Origin of the sequence: Thalassospira sp., from assembly GCF_048059015.1 — a bacterium.
Taxonomy (GTDB): domain Bacteria; phylum Pseudomonadota; class Alphaproteobacteria; order Rhodospirillales; family Thalassospiraceae; genus Thalassospira.
Genome location: NZ_JBLLNT010000003.1, coordinates 146,191 through 159,826, shown reverse-complemented (window position 1 = coordinate 159,826; position 13,636 = coordinate 146,191). Strand labels below are relative to the sequence as shown.

Here is a 13,636-nt window from a genome sequence, read left to right as displayed (position 1 = left end):
TTCATCAGCGGAGAGTTTGGCGAAGATGGCATTACGCCGTGTTGAAACCACAGCAGCAACCCTAAGCCGGTCCCTGAATTGGGTGGTGGAACGCATCATTGCAGTATTGATGCTGGTTCTTGTTCTTGACGTTTGGCTGGGCGTTGTTGATCGATATCTCTTTCATTGGCAGCTGCCCTGGCCAGAAGAACTTGCGCGCTATCTTATGATCTGGGCGGCGCTTTTGGCGATATCGGCCGGGATTGCCCGGCGTGAGCATATCGGGATTGGCATGTTTGTTCTGACCCTGCCAATGCCGATCCAGCGCACGATCCTGTTTCTGGTCGATCTGATTGCACTCGCGGCCTTCCTGTATCTGGCGATTTACGGTTTTGATTTTGCGATGGGCGGTATGCGCCGTCAGGCCATGATCTTTGGCATGTCGCTGGCACTTCCATATGCGGCCGTTCCGGTTTCGGCATTGCTGGCCGCCATTCAGCTTCTTCTTGTTGCCTTGCGTGATCAGGGCCGTTTCATCCCGGTTGATCTTGCGGAGGGCGCAGAATGATCGTCGCCATTATCTTTGTCGTTCTGATGGTTTTGGGCATGCCGATCGGCTTTGCCCTTGGTGTGGCGGGCGTTGTTGGCCTGTTTGACATGGGCGGGGGGATGTTCCTGTCCCAGGGCCCAAGCAAGGTCTTTAACGGACTGAACGTTTTCCCGTTCCTTGCCATGCCGTTCTTTATTCTGGCGGGTGAAATCATGAACCATATCGGCATCACCAGCCGATTGGTGAAGTTTGCCCAGGCCCTTGTCGGGCATATGCGCGGCGGGTTGGCACATACCAACATGCTGGCATCTGTCTTCTTTGCGGGGCTGACCGGGGCTGCAACCGCCGATGCTGCAGCATTTGGTAAAACGCTTGTCCCTGCCATGGTCGAACGCGGATATCGCCGCGATTATGCCTGTGCGGTTACGGCTGCCGGATCCATCATCGGCCCGACCATTCCGCCATCTGGTTTGATGGTTGTTTATGGATCGCTGATGGGTGTTTCGATCGGTGGTCTGTTTGCTGCGGGCATCTTGCCGGGTCTTATGATCTGTTTGATCTGCATGACCGTGATTGCGGTGACAGCACGGTCCAAGAACCTGCCGAAAAACGAACGCCGCGCGTCGCTTTTAGAAGTCTGGAAGATTTTCAAATCGTCGATCACAGCACTCATCATGCCGCTGATCATTCTGGGCGGGATCCTTGGCGGGATTGTTACCCCGACCGAGGCCGCATCGGTCGCGGTGGCCTATGCACTGTTTATTGGCGTGTTTGTGTATCGCGCACTTAGCTTTGCTGATTTCTTTTCTATGCTGGTGCGTACCGCGCGTGTGACCGGGGTGATCTTTGTCATCATTGCCTTTGCCTCGATCCTTGGCTGGTGGTTGAGCTTTAACCGCATCCCGCAAGAAGTCGCCAGTATGGTTCTGGGCGTTTCTGAAAATCCCTACATCGTGATCTTCATGATCGTCGGTCTGCTTTTGATGATCGGCATGGTGATGGATATCAATGCCATCCTGATCATTCTGGCCCCGGTTCTGGTGCCGCTGACCGTTCAGATCGGCATGGACCCGATCCATGCCGGGATCATCTTTATCCTCGCACTTAACATATCGCTGATGACGCCGCCTGTCGGGGCTTGTCTGTTCGTTCTGTCATCCGTCACCGGTGAAAAGCTTGAAAAGATTGCCGCACAACTTTGGCCGTTCCTTCTGGCCGAGCTGGGCGTGCTGTTCCTGTTTGCCTTCTGGTCGGACCTGGCACTCGCGATACCGCGACTGCTTGGTTTCCGCTAGGCCAGCGGGATGAAAGACAGCCCCGGTCAGGTCCGGGCCGGGGCGCACATCACAATAATGCCGGACAACATAAAGTCGTTAAATCAAGGAGAGGTAGAAATGAAAACCGTAAAGCGTTTGGGTGCAGCAGCCCTTGCAACCGCGATGCTGATGGGCAGCACGTCCATGGCATTCGCCGAACCAAAGGTTCTCAAATTCGCACATGACAACAAGACCGACCCGTTTGAAAACCCGGCACATGCTTGTACGGCTGTTTTCGCCAACATCGTCGAAGCTGACACAAATGGTGAAATCAAGGTCGAAGTCTATCCGTCCAACCAGCTTGGTTCGGCTGCTGAACATGTTCAGATGGTTCGCGATGGCCTGATCCAGGGCACGCTGACCTCGACCGGTGCGCTGGCATCCTACTACCCGCGCATTGATGTCCTGAACCTTGCCTTCGCGTTTGACAGCAACGCATCGACCTATGATGTGTTTGATGGTCCGTTTGGCGAAGCACTTGCAACCGACATCGAAGGCGAACTTGGCGATGTGAAGGTTCTTGGTTTCCCGGATACCGGCGGGTTCTTTGCTGTCACCAACTCGCAGCATGCGATTGCAAATCTTGATGACTTCAAAGGCATCCGTATTCGTACCATGTCGCTGCCGTCCCATCAGAAAATCATGCAGGCACTTGGTGCCGAAGCATATCCGATGGCATGGGGCGAAGTTTATGCCGGCCTTCAGACCGGTGTGATCGATGGTCAGATGAACCCTGTTCCGACCGTGACCTTTGCCAAGTTCAACGAAGTGCAGGGTTACCTGACGCTGACCAACCACCTGTTCTCGCCATACACCATGATGCTGTCCAAAGCATTCTGGGATGACCTGACTGCCGATCAGCAGAAAATCATCCGTTACGCTGCGCAGTCTTGCGTTGTTGCCAGCCGCGGTGTTTCGCGCGTGATCGAGGCTTCTGATCGCGGTCTTGCCGGTCTTAAGGACAAAATGGAAATCACCGCGCTGTCGGCTGAAGACCGTGAAAAGTTCAAAGAGGCAACCCAGCCGGTCGTGGTCAAACACGTTCAGGAAAGCCTTGGCGATGAAGGTGTGAAGCTTCTGAACCTGTTCAAGGAAGAAGTCGAGAAGGCCAACGCCAACCGCTACATGGAATAAGTCATTCCAATTGACGAAGGGGCGGGGTTCTCGCCCCTTCGGAATTCTTTAGCTGATATCAAAAGACCAATAACAAAGGCACGGGCCATGCGGATTTTTTGCGCCTCGATTGCAACCGAGACCAATACATTTTCACCTTTGCGGACTGATTTTTCCGATTTTCAGGAAAGCTTTTATGCACCTCCGGGCCAGCATCCGGTCACCCCGACGCTGTGCAGCGCCGTCTTTACCGAAGGCCGCCTTCGTGCCGCCAAAGAAGGCTGGGATCTGATCGAAGGCACCGCCACCTGGGCTGAGCCCGGTGGGCTCGTGAACCGCGAGACATATGAGCAGCTCCGTGATGAGGTTTTGGGGCAACTCCGTGCCGCCATGCCGGTTGATGGGGTGATCCTTGGTCTGCATGGTGCGATGGTGGCCCAGGATTATCTTGATTGCGAAGGTGATCTTTTAGCGCATGTGCGTGAGTTGGTTGGCCCTGATGTCGTGATCGGCACAAGCTTTGATCCCCATAGCCACCTGACGGCCTTACGTGTCGATAATTCCGACATCATCGTCGCCTTCAAAGAATTCCCCCATACCGATTTTGTCGAAACCGGACGGGCGGTTGTTGATCTTGTCCTGCGCACCCTGCGTGGTGAGATCAAACCGACCAAGGCGGTGTTCGATTGCCATATGATCGAAGTCCTGCCGACATCGCGCGAACCGATGCGATCCTTTATCGATCGGGCAAAGGACATGGAAGGTACGGGCGATATCCTGTCGGTCTCCTTCATTCACGGATTTATGGCTGGTGACGTTCCCGATCTTGGGGCCAAGGTGATTGTCACCACCAACAATAACCCTGCGGAAGCCAAGCAGATTGCACGAAACCTGGGGGTTGAGTTGTTTGGTTTCCGTGGGGCCACCCGCCCGACATTCCTGAAGCCTGAAGACGCGCTTGATCAGGCATTGGCATCTGATGCCAAACCGATTGTTCTGACCGATGTCTGGGATAATCCGGGTGGCGGTGTGCCGGGTGACAGCACCATTTTGCTGCGCGCGGTGATGGAGCGCGGTTTGACCGATTATGCGGTCGGCACCCTTTGGGATCCGATGGCGGTTCGTACTTGTTTTTCTGCGGGCGAGGGGGCGGTCTTGCCACTGCGCTTTGGCGGGAAAACCGGTGCGCGCGCCGGAAGCCCGATTGATGCCGAAGTTCGGGTTAAAAAGCTTGAACGCAATGCCTGGCAGTATTTCGGTGAAAGCATCGTACCGCTTGGCGATTGTGCGGTGATTGAGCTTCCGGGCGGTGGAGAGGTGATTTTGAACACCAACCGGTCGCAAAGCTTTGATCCCAGCCTGTTCTCGAATATGGGCATCGATCCGGCGTCAAAAAAATATCTGTTTATCAAATCGACCAATCACTTCTACGATGCCTTCGCCAAGATTGCGGGCGAGATCATCTATATCGATGTGCATGGTCCTTATCCGTCGGATCCAAAAACCAACGGATATCGTCATGTCAAACGCCCCCTTTGGCCAATTGTCGAGGATCCGTTTGCCGCAAGCAAGGCAAGCTGATCTGATGATTGTATCCTTCGCGTCACCACCGAAAGCCAAAGGACGTTTGTCATGACCAAATCACCGCAATATCCCGACCTTGATACGCCCTGTGCTGTGATCAATCTTGATGTGGTTGATCGCAATATCAGAGCCTATCAGGCTTATTGCGACAAACATGGCATCGCGCTTCGCCCGCATATCAAAACCCACAAAATCCCGGCCTTTGCCCAGCAGCAACTTGCCGCCGGGGCCAAGGGGATTACCTGCCAAAAAATTGGCGAGGCCGAAATTATGGCCGATGCAGGCATTGACGACATTCTTCTGACTTATAACGTCATTGGCGAACGCAAGCTTGCCCGTCTGCGCGCGCTTTTTGATCGCGTTTCAACCTTGCGCGTGGTTGCCGATAATGAACCCGTGATCGAGGGACTTTCGCGTGCCTTTGCCAATAGTACCAAGCCACTCGAAATCCTGATTGAATGCGATACAGGTGGCGGGCGCTGCGGGGTGCAAACCCCGAAATCCGCCGTGGCCTTGGCGCAAAAGATCGAAAGCCTTCCGGGCATTTCATTTGCCGGTCTGATGACCTATCCGGCGGCGGGCGGTGGTGCGCGCGTTGATGGATTCTTTGGTGATGCGATGGCGGGGCTTGAGGCGGTCGGGATTGCTTGCCCGATCAGAAGTTCGGGTGGCACACCTGATATGTGGAAGTCCCATGAAGTCCCCAATGCCACCGAGCATCGCATTGGGACGTATATTTATAACGACCGATCATTGATGGCGCGTGAAGTCTGTGGCGAAGATGATTGCGCGCTTCGTGTCTTGGCCGAAATCGTATCATTGCCAGCACCGGGCCGCGCGATCATTGATGCCGGGTCAAAGGTTCTGACATCTGATCTTTTGGGTCTTGAAGGATATGGCTATGTCGTTGGTCATCCAGAGGTCAATGTGGTTGGCCTTTCCGAGGAACATGGCATCCTGCATTTCGAACCCGACCTCACGCCGTTTGAAATTGGCGAGCGGATTAAGATTATCCCAAACCATGTTTGTGTGGTCAGCAATATGCTTGATCAGGTGCATCTGGTGCGTGGCGATGACATCAAAACCGTTGATGTCACTGCGCGCGGTAAGGTTTTGTAATCAAAGATTTTTGATGTCGGGGAAGACCCGGCTGTTACGCCGGGTCGTGATTGGGTAGATAGCCGGTGAATCCGGTGATCAGCCATTTCCCATCGCCCTGCTTTTCGCAGTAATAATGGGTCTTCCAAAGCAGACGGTCTTCAGTACCGTCTGCTTTTTTAATGCGCCCGTTGAAATGTTTGCGCACCAATGCCCGATTGCCGGTGATGTCGACCTTTTCAAGTTTCGTCGCACGAAAGACGCCGTCAAACAGGTCTTCGGCATAGTCGATATCTTGGGCGGCAACCGCCTGACGCAGCCATTCATCGCGATAGGCAGCAAGGTCGGGAAACATCATTTTCCAGGCATCGACATCATCGGTTTTGCACGCATCAATGGCGTAAAATCCGTCTTGCTTGAAGTCATCCTCAACCATTGACCAGTCGGCGGCGACAAAGGCCGCGATATCACGCGGAACCAGCATTTCCCAGATTTGGGTGCGATCTGTGTCAGATGCGGGGAAGGGGCTTTGATATGTGGGGCGCATGACATCTATCCAATTGATATAAAATTGCTTTCAGTCATTTTCGCACTTGGATGGCACCCATTCAATCATTGAAGGTGAAAACGCGTAAAAATACGCGTTGCTTGCGTGAAGTGATTGCAAACAGGGAAAAATTGAAGAAAGATCGATAGACACGTTTTGATCGTACAAAGATCACACCCACAAAATCCGAGGTGCCGATGAGTTGGGGCGGTTTCACTTCTGCAGAACTGGAATGGCAATATAATCCGCGCGAAACCGTGCTGGATTTCATGACCCATTTCGAACGGTTCGTAAAACTCTCAGACGAAACGCGCACCCAGCTGGGTGGAACCATGGATGTCCGGTTTGGCGACGGGCCAAAGGAAACCATGGATGTCTTTATGGCGTCTGATCCCGGCGCACCGGTGCATGTGTTTTTCCACGGCGGATATTGGCGCAGCCAGGATAAAAAAGATTACGCCTTTGTCGCGCGTGATCTGGTTGAGGCCGGATTTACCGTGATTTGCCCGAATTATGATCTGTGCCCGGATGTAACGGTTGCCCAGATCACGGACGAGGCAGTGCGTTGCATCGAATACATCTATCGCAATATCGAACAGTTTAATGGCGATCGTGACCGGATTTCGATTTCCGGCCATTCGGCCGGTGGGCAGATTGTCGCACGCCTTGCGACCCATGACTGGGCTGAAAGCCTTGATGATCCAACCCCGTTTGAGGCAGTCATTCCAATTTCCGGCGTGTTTGACCTTGAACCAATCCGCCACACATCGATTAATGACGATGTTAAGCTTGATGAAGCATCGGCTGCGGACAATTCACCGATGCTTGATGCCGTGCCGATTGGTCCCCGCATGATGGTTGTGGTGGGCGGCAATGAAAGCCCGGAATTCGTCCGCCAAAGTGATGCCTATGGGGCCTATTGCGGCAGCGCCGGGCTTAAGGTTTCGGTCTATAAGGCATGGGGTGCGAACCACTTTACCGTGCTTGAAGAACTGTTTTTGGGCACCGGATCATTGTTTGGTCATCTCAAGCGGTTCTTGCAGCCGTAAAGCTGCGCCATTTCTGCGAAAAAACAGCATAAAAAACTGCCGGTCTTCCTGTGACGGGATGGTTGTGTCGTGGTATAAGAAACGACCGCTACCACACTGAAAATCAAATAATTCTACAGGAAGGCTCATGCGTTTCGTAACGGCAGAAGATATCGACAAGTTTGTTTCGCCCCGTGATCTGGTCGAAGCCCTTCGTGACGGTTTTGCACAAGGCTGCGAAGCCCCATTGCGCAGCCATTTCAACATGGAACGCAGCAACGAAGATGACGCGACTTTCCTGATCATGCCGGCATGGCAAAAGGACGGGGCTGCGGGCGTTAAGATTGCGGCTGTCGTTCCGGGCAATTCTGCGCGAAACCTTCCGGCGGTTTCCGGGACTTATGTTTTACTCGATGCCACCACGGGCCAACCATCTGCCGTGATTGACGGCACCAAATTGACCACGCGCCGCACGGCCGCCGCATCGGCCTTGGCGGCAGATTATCTTGCGCGCAAGGATGCCAGTGACATGGTCATGGTCGGATCGGGTGCGATGGCGCCGCAATTGATCAAGGCCCATGCATCGGTTCGCCCGATCAAGAATGTCACGATCTGGAACCGCAATGGCGACAAAGCCAATGCCCTTGCCGCCGAAATCGCCGAACTTGGCTTTAACGCCAAGGGGACGGACGATCTTGAGGCCGCGTGCAAGACGGCTGATCTGATTTCCTGCGCGACCCTTTCGACCGAACCGCTGGTGCGGGGTGACTGGCTGCGCGACGGAACGCATGTGGATCTTGTCGGTGCGTTCAAGCCGACCATGCGCGAAACCGATGACGCGGTGATGGTAAAGTGCCGCATCTATGTCGATAGTTTCGAAGGGGCGAGCGCCGAAGGTGGTGATGTGGTTCAGGCGATCAAAAGTGGTGCCATTTCCAAATCCAACATTTTGGGTGACCTGTTCGGTTTGACCCGCGGTGATGTCAAAGGCCGTGAGGCGGACGATGAATGCACGGTCTTTAAATCTGTTGGTCATTCGCTTGAAGATTTCTTTGCCGCGGTTGCCGTGGTGAAAGCGGTTGATAAATGATCAGTACCGATCTGTTCGCACCCGAACCGCTTGAAGGATTTCGCGGTAAAATTAAACCGGAATGGATTGATTTTAATGGCCACATGAATGTCGGCTATTACGTGGTTGCGTTTGATCTGGGATCGATGGCGTTTCTCGATGCGGTCGGGATGGGCTACACCTATCCCGAACGACGCGGCGGATCGACTTTTGGTCTGGAAATGCACATCACCTATGACCGCGAAATCCATCAGGATGATCCATATGTGATCCATACCCGTGTGCTTGATTGCGATCAGAAACGTATTCACATGTATCATGAAATGCGCCATGGGACCGAGGGTTGGCTGGCATCGACCAACGAAATCATCACCATGCATATCGATATGGAAACCAGACGATCTGCACCGTTTCCCGATGATATCATGACGACCCTTAACCGCATCAAAGAGGCTCATGCCGATCTACCCATACCGTCCGGGGTCGGGCGCAAAATCGGCATTCGCCGCAAGTAAAATCAAAACCCCGCATCATCAGATTGCGGGGTTTTGTTTGAAATATCGGTGGGGCGCGTGAGACTGTGGGCTAGGGACGGGTTGCCATATAAAGCCTGCACATTTCACCGGACCGATTGACATCCTCGTCACGCAAATAAGTCAGGCCAAGCTTTTCAAGCATACCGACCGACGGTTTGTTATCCGGCAGGCAATAGCCATAAACCTTCTCAAACCCGTATGCATTCCAGCCATGGGCAAGAAGGGCAGAACTTACTTCATAGGCATACCCTTTACCCTGATGTTCCTCGGTCACGGCATAGCCGATATCGGGGGCATCCAGCGTATCACGCTTTACAAAGCCGATCAGGCCAATCGGACTTTGGGTATCTTTCTCCAGTGCCAGACACATGCCAAATCCAAGCTTGTCGTAATTCTCGCGAAAGCGCAGATCGATATAGTCGCGCGCGCCATCCAGATCATGGATGTTGCGATCACCGATAAAGCGGATCCAGCCCGGCTCGTTTAACAGTTTCAGGATAAAGGGGGCGTCATCATGCGTTGCTTCGCGCAAGATTGTGCGCGGCGTTTCAAGAATAGTCATCTTGTCATACCCTTGGTATCGTGGTGGCGTTACCATCTGACCATAACTGATAAATCCCGGAAGAATATAAGCTTTCTTCCCCATTAACAGGATTGCGTCGATGCCCGTAAAACCCATCAAGCTGACATTCGAAGGCGCGCATGGTGCGGAACTTGCCGCTCGCCTTGATCTTCCAACCGGGCCGGTCAAGGCATACGCCCTGTTTGCCCATTGCTTTACCTGTACCAAGGATCTGACTGCCGCACGCAAGATTGCCCAGTCGCTGACATTGCAAGGCATTGGCGTGCTGCGGTTTGATTTTACCGGGCTTGGTGGATCAGGCGGTGATTTTTCATCAACCAATTTTACCTCCAATCTTGAAGACCTTCGGCGCGCAGCAGATTTTCTGCGTCATGAATTTGCCGCCCCCAAGCTTTTGATCGGTCATTCGCTGGGCGGGGCGGCAGTGTTGGCAGTGGCCGATAGCGTGCCAGAGGCAACCGCAATCGCAACCATCGGCGCACCGGCCGATGTCGGGCATGTGACGCATAACTTTGATGAATATCTTTCTGATATCGAACGCGACGGGCAGGCGGAAGTATCACTCGGTGGTCGGCCGTTTGTCATCAAACGCCAGTTTGTCGAAGACCTTGGAAAACACAGCATCGAAAAGTCCGTCGCGAAGCTGCACAAGGCGTTACTTGTGATGCATGCGCCGATGGATCAGACGGTGGGAATTGAAAATGCCGGTCGGATTTATGACGCGGCCAAACATCCCAAAAGCTTTGTCTCGCTTGATGATGCGGACCATCTGCTGCGCAATCCCGATGACGCAGAATACGCAGCCAATGTGATTGCCGCCTGGGTGAAACGCTATTTGCCTGCTGATGCGCAAGAGGTTCCTGAAATCGCCCAAGGTGTGGTTGTGCGCGAAACCGGGCTTGGCAAGTTCCAGTCCATGGTCATTGCCGGGCAACATCGCATGTTGGCCGACGAGCCTGAAAATGTTGGCGGGTTTGATAGTGGCCCGTCACCCTATGATTATGTGGCTGCCGGGCTTGGTGCCTGCACGGTCATGACGCTTCGCATGTATGCCGATCAAAAGAAAATCCCGCTTGATGGTATCCGGGCCGAAGTCCGCCACGAGAAAATCCATGCCGAGGATTGCGCAGGTTGTGCCACAGAAAAAGTCCAGAAATCTGGCAAAATTGACCGGTTTGAACGACTGATCACATTGCACGGTGATTTCACCGACGATGTACGAAAAAGGTTGCTTGAGATTGCCGATAAATGCCCGGTGCATCGAACCCTTGAAGCCAGTTCACTGATCGTCACGCGCGAAGTTTCGACCTGATAAACAAAACGCCCGGCAGGTTTCCCCGCCGGGCGTTTGAAATTCGGTGACCTAGGAGATCAGCAATTACGGCTTTGCCGCAACCACGATGAACTCAACAAGGTAATCCGGCGTCGCAAGCTTTGCTTCGCCCGTGGCGCGTGCCGGTGCGTGACCCGGTGCAACCCATGCTTCCCATGCTTCGTTCATTGCAGCGAAGTCTTTCATGTCAGCCAGCCAGACGGTGGTCGACAGGATGTTTTCCTTGCTCGAACCACATTCTGCCAGAAGCGCGTCAACGCTTGCCAGTGCCTGTTTGGTCTGATCGGTGATGCTGCTGCCTGCTTCGCCAACCTGGCCAGCAAGATAGATGGTGTCGCCATGGACAACGGCCTGGCTCATACGCGGGCCGGAGTGAAGACGCTGAATGCTCATGAAGCTCTCCTTCGGATTTAATTGGATAATTTATTTAATAATGCCGATTAGCTAGCACGCTTTTGCACGCCGCACCAGTCGGCAATGAACAGGGCCAGGACTTCGGTGACTTCCATCATGGATGTGATGGAAACACGTTCATCAATGCCGTGAATTCGCTCGGCTTTTGGTCCATAACAGGTGGCCGGAATATTGCCGTAAATCTGGAAGAACCGTGCATCGGTCGTTGCGGTCGATGCATAGTTTCGGATTTCCTTGCCGGTGACTTCCTGATGAATATCACCGATCATGGTCATCATCGGATGGGTTGCATCCATCTCGCAGCCTTCGGCCTGAAAACCGCGATAGGTGATCTCGATTTTCGCGCCTTTGCAAGCGGGGTGATTGTCAAGCGCGCTTTGTTTGACGGCCTCGATCGTTTCGCGAACCTTTTCAAGCTCCATGCCCGGATAGAACCCAACGCGGATATCGGCCGTACAAACCGGCGGCACGGTCGATGCCCATTCACCGCCATCAATCTTGCCAAGGTTGAAGTTCACAGGGTGAACATGCGCCCCATAGGCAGAATGACGATGGGTGGGGTGGTTCCAGATTTCTTCGACTTCCTTCAATACCTCAAAAAAACCAAAGGCCGCCTCAATCGCATTGCTGCCAGCTGACGTATCCAACACATGTGCCGGGCTTCCCGACACATGGATTTGAAACCACATGACGCCAAGTTGGGCGGTCATCAGCGTCTGGTTGAACGGTTCGGGAATGATCGCGCAATCGGCCGTATAGCCTGCATGAAGGCAGGCCAGCGCACCGTTGCCCGTGCACTCTTCCTCGACAACCGATTGCAGGATGACGGGGGCGGCGGGTTCAAGCCCGATGTCATGAAGGGCCTGAAGCGCATGGCAATAGGCAATGATACCGGCCTTCATATCCCCGGCACCACGACCATAAATCCAGTCATCTTCGACATGGGGTTCAAACGGACCATGCCGCCATTTGTCGACCGGGCCGGTCGGCACGACATCGATATGACCATTGAGGATCAGGCTGCGCCCGGTCGGGTTTTTCGGACGGTGCAAACCAACCACATTTTCACGCCCGTCATAACCATCAATCACCGGCGGGGAAAAACCCGGCTGATCGCGCAGCGCATCGATATCAATCGCCACCCGTTCAACATCCAGCCCCATTTCGGCAAACTGACCCGCAATCCAGTCCTGTGCCGATGCCTCGTTGCCCAGAAGGCTGTCATGACGCACCAGCGCGCACAGATCATCAATCGCCTTTGATGTGCGATTGGCGACGGCTTTTCTTAGAGCTGCGCGATCAAAACCGGTCATGCTGAGATCTCCGTTTGATCAATTGGCTTACTTGCCGGTGACAAGGCTGGCACGGGTTGCCGAAAGCGCATCTTCGGTAATGCCAAGCCTGGTCATATGTGCCGGGATGCCGTTGCCGCAAATCATGCTGGCAGCATATTCACCCATAGCGGGGGCGGTTTGAATGCCATAGCCCCCCTGACCAGCCAGCCAATAGAAGCTACTTTCTTGCGGATCAAAGGCCGATACCGGATCGCCATCCTTAAAGAAGCTGCGCAAACCGGCCCATGATTCACCGGGACGGCGCACCTCGACACTGGTAGCTGTCATCAGGCGATCAATCGTGATCGCGATATCAAGTTCTTCGGGCTGAACGTCATGTGGTTCGGTTGGGGTAGTATCGGCAGGCGATACCAGCAAACGACCGGCGTCTTCCTTGAAATAAAGCGTCTCATCAAGGCTTGCGACAAGTGGCCAGCCATGTGCCTTCACATCAGATGGCAGATCAATCATCACCGCCGTGCGGCGCTTTGGCGTGATGCCAAGTGGTTTGACACCGGCCTTGATCGCAATGTCATCGGCCCAGGCACCCGCTGCATTGACAACGATATCGCCACGATATTCTTCGCCCTTGGAAAGGGTGACGGTCCAGCCATCACCGGATTTGCTGATCGCACTGACATCGGCCTTGGTGACAAGCGTGCCACCCATGGCTTTGAACCTACGGATAAAGCCCCAATGCAGCGCATGGACATCGATATCCATCGCATCGGTCTCATGGGCGGCAGCGGCAATCAGATCAGTGTTAATGATCGGAACGATTTCTTTAAGCTCATCGGGGGTGAGTGCGACAAAGTTCGCACCATTGGCGCGCCCCTCGGTCAGGATAGCGTCAAGTTCGGCTTCTTCACCCGGGGCGGCGGTCATAATGATGCCACGCGGTGTGAGGATCGGGTTTTCGGTAAACCCATCTGGCGGGGTGATAAAGAAATCCCGGCTGGCGGTCGACATCTTGCGGATGATTTTCGGGCCATATGTCTCGCTATAAAGGGCGGCGGACCGACCGGTGCTGTGATAGCCCGGTTGATCTTCGCGTTCGAGTACCGTGACGGATTTCCCCGCCTTGGCCAGAAAATATGCGGCCGACATACCGGCAATGCCACCGCCAATAATCAGGATGTCTGAATGGGTCAT

General features: G+C 54.0%; 14 protein-coding genes. 9 read left to right on the top strand and 5 right to left on the bottom strand.

Features of this window, described 5'->3' with window-relative positions:
* Positions 1 to 25: 25 nt before the first annotated feature.
* From ACMZ66_RS04615 to ACMZ66_RS04595, 5 genes are all read left to right on the top strand, one after another.
* Positions 26 to 547: a TRAP transporter small permease gene (locus ACMZ66_RS04615; protein WP_416934885.1), complete on the top strand. Its 522-nt coding sequence runs from the start codon at positions 26 to 28 to the stop codon at positions 545 to 547.
* On the top strand, positions 544 to 1,824 hold the full coding sequence (locus ACMZ66_RS04610; RefSeq protein ID WP_416934883.1) for a TRAP transporter large permease: 1,281 nt from the start codon (positions 544 to 546) through the stop codon (positions 1,822 to 1,824). Before ACMZ66_RS04615 ends, ACMZ66_RS04610 begins: the two co-directional genes overlap by 4 nt.
* Positions 1,825 to 1,923: 99 nt before the next feature.
* Positions 1,924 to 2,979, top strand: coding sequence for a DctP family TRAP transporter solute-binding subunit (locus ACMZ66_RS04605; protein WP_416934881.1), 1,056 nt, complete (start codon positions 1,924 to 1,926; stop codon positions 2,977 to 2,979).
* A gap of 87 nt (positions 2,980 to 3,066) precedes the next feature.
* A complete protein-coding gene (locus ACMZ66_RS04600; protein ID WP_416934879.1) occupies positions 3,067 to 4,539 on the top strand; it encodes a M81 family metallopeptidase in 1,473 nt (490 codons plus the stop codon).
* A gap of 51 nt (positions 4,540 to 4,590) precedes the next feature.
* On the top strand, positions 4,591 to 5,661 hold the full coding sequence (locus tag ACMZ66_RS04595) for a D-TA family PLP-dependent enzyme (RefSeq protein WP_416934877.1): 1,071 nt from the start codon (positions 4,591 to 4,593) through the stop codon (positions 5,659 to 5,661).
* 34 nt (positions 5,662 to 5,695) lie between these two features.
* On the opposite strand, the gene ACMZ66_RS04590 is transcribed toward ACMZ66_RS04595, so the two are convergent.
* On the bottom strand, positions 5,696 to 6,187 hold the full coding sequence (locus tag ACMZ66_RS04590) for a hypothetical protein (protein WP_416934875.1): 492 nt from the start codon (positions 6,185 to 6,187) through the stop codon (positions 5,696 to 5,698).
* 197 nt (positions 6,188 to 6,384) lie between these two features.
* On the opposite strand from ACMZ66_RS04590, the gene ACMZ66_RS04585 reads away from it, so the two are divergent.
* The 3 genes from ACMZ66_RS04585 (at position 6,385) to ACMZ66_RS04575 (ending at position 8,799) form a co-directional block, all read left to right on the top strand.
* Positions 6,385 to 7,236, top strand: coding sequence for an alpha/beta hydrolase (locus ACMZ66_RS04585; RefSeq protein WP_416934873.1), 852 nt, complete (start codon positions 6,385 to 6,387; stop codon positions 7,234 to 7,236).
* 127 nt (positions 7,237 to 7,363) lie between these two features.
* Complete coding sequence (locus tag ACMZ66_RS04580; protein ID WP_416934871.1) at positions 7,364 to 8,305, top strand: ornithine cyclodeaminase family protein; 942 nt, start codon at positions 7,364 to 7,366, stop codon at positions 8,303 to 8,305.
* Positions 8,302 to 8,799 carry a thioesterase family protein gene (locus ACMZ66_RS04575; RefSeq protein WP_416934869.1) on the top strand — a complete coding sequence of 166 codons (498 nt, stop codon included), beginning with the start codon at positions 8,302 to 8,304 and terminating at the stop codon, positions 8,797 to 8,799. The genes ACMZ66_RS04580 and ACMZ66_RS04575 overlap by 4 nt, the downstream gene beginning before the upstream one ends.
* A 70-nt stretch (positions 8,800 to 8,869) precedes the next feature.
* Here the strand turns inward: ACMZ66_RS04575 and ACMZ66_RS04570 are convergent, their stop codons facing one another.
* On the bottom strand, positions 8,870 to 9,382 hold the full coding sequence (locus ACMZ66_RS04570; RefSeq protein WP_416934867.1) for a GNAT family N-acetyltransferase: 513 nt from the start codon (positions 9,380 to 9,382) through the stop codon (positions 8,870 to 8,872).
* Positions 9,383 to 9,482: 100 nt separating this feature from the next.
* On the opposite strand from ACMZ66_RS04570, the gene ACMZ66_RS04565 reads away from it, so the two are divergent.
* Positions 9,483 to 10,715 carry an alpha/beta fold hydrolase gene (locus ACMZ66_RS04565; protein ID WP_416934865.1) on the top strand — a complete coding sequence of 411 codons (1,233 nt, stop codon included), beginning with the start codon at positions 9,483 to 9,485 and terminating at the stop codon, positions 10,713 to 10,715.
* Positions 10,716 to 10,781: 66 nt separating this feature from the next.
* Here ACMZ66_RS04565 and ACMZ66_RS04560 read toward each other — a convergent pair whose 3' ends face one another.
* The 3 genes from ACMZ66_RS04560 to ACMZ66_RS04550 are packed head-to-tail and all read right to left on the bottom strand — an operon-like array spanning position 10,782 to position 13,636.
* Positions 10,782 to 11,129 (bottom strand): RidA family protein, encoded by a 348-nt coding sequence (locus tag ACMZ66_RS04560; RefSeq protein ID WP_416934863.1) that lies wholly within the window; start codon positions 11,127 to 11,129, stop codon positions 10,782 to 10,784.
* Between the two features lie 47 nt (positions 11,130 to 11,176).
* Entirely contained in the window at positions 11,177 to 12,463 is a 1,287-nt protein-coding gene (locus tag ACMZ66_RS04555; RefSeq protein ID WP_416934861.1) for a M20 family metallopeptidase, read from the bottom strand.
* 27 nt (positions 12,464 to 12,490) lie between these two features.
* Positions 12,491 to 13,636, bottom strand: coding sequence for an NAD(P)/FAD-dependent oxidoreductase (locus tag ACMZ66_RS04550; RefSeq protein WP_416934859.1), 1,146 nt, complete (start codon positions 13,634 to 13,636; stop codon positions 12,491 to 12,493).

What these genes read in the sequence shown, in the direction of transcription:
- ACMZ66_RS04565 (WP_416934865.1), top strand. Translation starts at nt 9,483, where the DNA reads ATGCCCGTAAAACCCATCAAGCTGACATTCGAAGGCGCGCATGGTGCG.
- ACMZ66_RS04605 (WP_416934881.1), top strand. Translation starts at nt 1,924, where the DNA reads ATGAAAACCGTAAAGCGTTTGGGTGCAGCAGCCCTTGCAACCGCGATG.
- ACMZ66_RS04550 (WP_416934859.1), bottom strand. Translation starts at nt 13,636, where the DNA reads ATGACCCATTCAGACATCCTGATTATTGGCGGTGGCATTGCCGGTATG.
- ACMZ66_RS04595 (WP_416934877.1), top strand. Translation starts at nt 4,591, where the DNA reads ATGACCAAATCACCGCAATATCCCGACCTTGATACGCCCTGTGCTGTG.
- ACMZ66_RS04575 (WP_416934869.1), top strand. Translation starts at nt 8,302, where the DNA reads ATGATCAGTACCGATCTGTTCGCACCCGAACCGCTTGAAGGATTTCGC.
- ACMZ66_RS04570 (WP_416934867.1), bottom strand. Translation starts at nt 9,382, where the DNA reads ATGACTATTCTTGAAACGCCGCGCACAATCTTGCGCGAAGCAACGCAT.
- ACMZ66_RS04600 (WP_416934879.1), top strand. Translation starts at nt 3,067, where the DNA reads ATGCGGATTTTTTGCGCCTCGATTGCAACCGAGACCAATACATTTTCA.
- ACMZ66_RS04560 (WP_416934863.1), bottom strand. Translation starts at nt 11,129, where the DNA reads ATGAGCATTCAGCGTCTTCACTCCGGCCCGCGTATGAGCCAGGCCGTT.
- ACMZ66_RS04590 (WP_416934875.1), bottom strand. Translation starts at nt 6,187, where the DNA reads ATGCGCCCCACATATCAAAGCCCCTTCCCCGCATCTGACACAGATCGC.
- ACMZ66_RS04580 (WP_416934871.1), top strand. Translation starts at nt 7,364, where the DNA reads ATGCGTTTCGTAACGGCAGAAGATATCGACAAGTTTGTTTCGCCCCGT.
- ACMZ66_RS04610 (WP_416934883.1), top strand. Translation starts at nt 544, where the DNA reads ATGATCGTCGCCATTATCTTTGTCGTTCTGATGGTTTTGGGCATGCCG.
- ACMZ66_RS04585 (WP_416934873.1), top strand. Translation starts at nt 6,385, where the DNA reads ATGAGTTGGGGCGGTTTCACTTCTGCAGAACTGGAATGGCAATATAAT.
- ACMZ66_RS04615 (WP_416934885.1), top strand. Translation starts at nt 26, where the DNA reads ATGGCATTACGCCGTGTTGAAACCACAGCAGCAACCCTAAGCCGGTCC.
- ACMZ66_RS04555 (WP_416934861.1), bottom strand. Translation starts at nt 12,463, where the DNA reads ATGACCGGTTTTGATCGCGCAGCTCTAAGAAAAGCCGTCGCCAATCGC.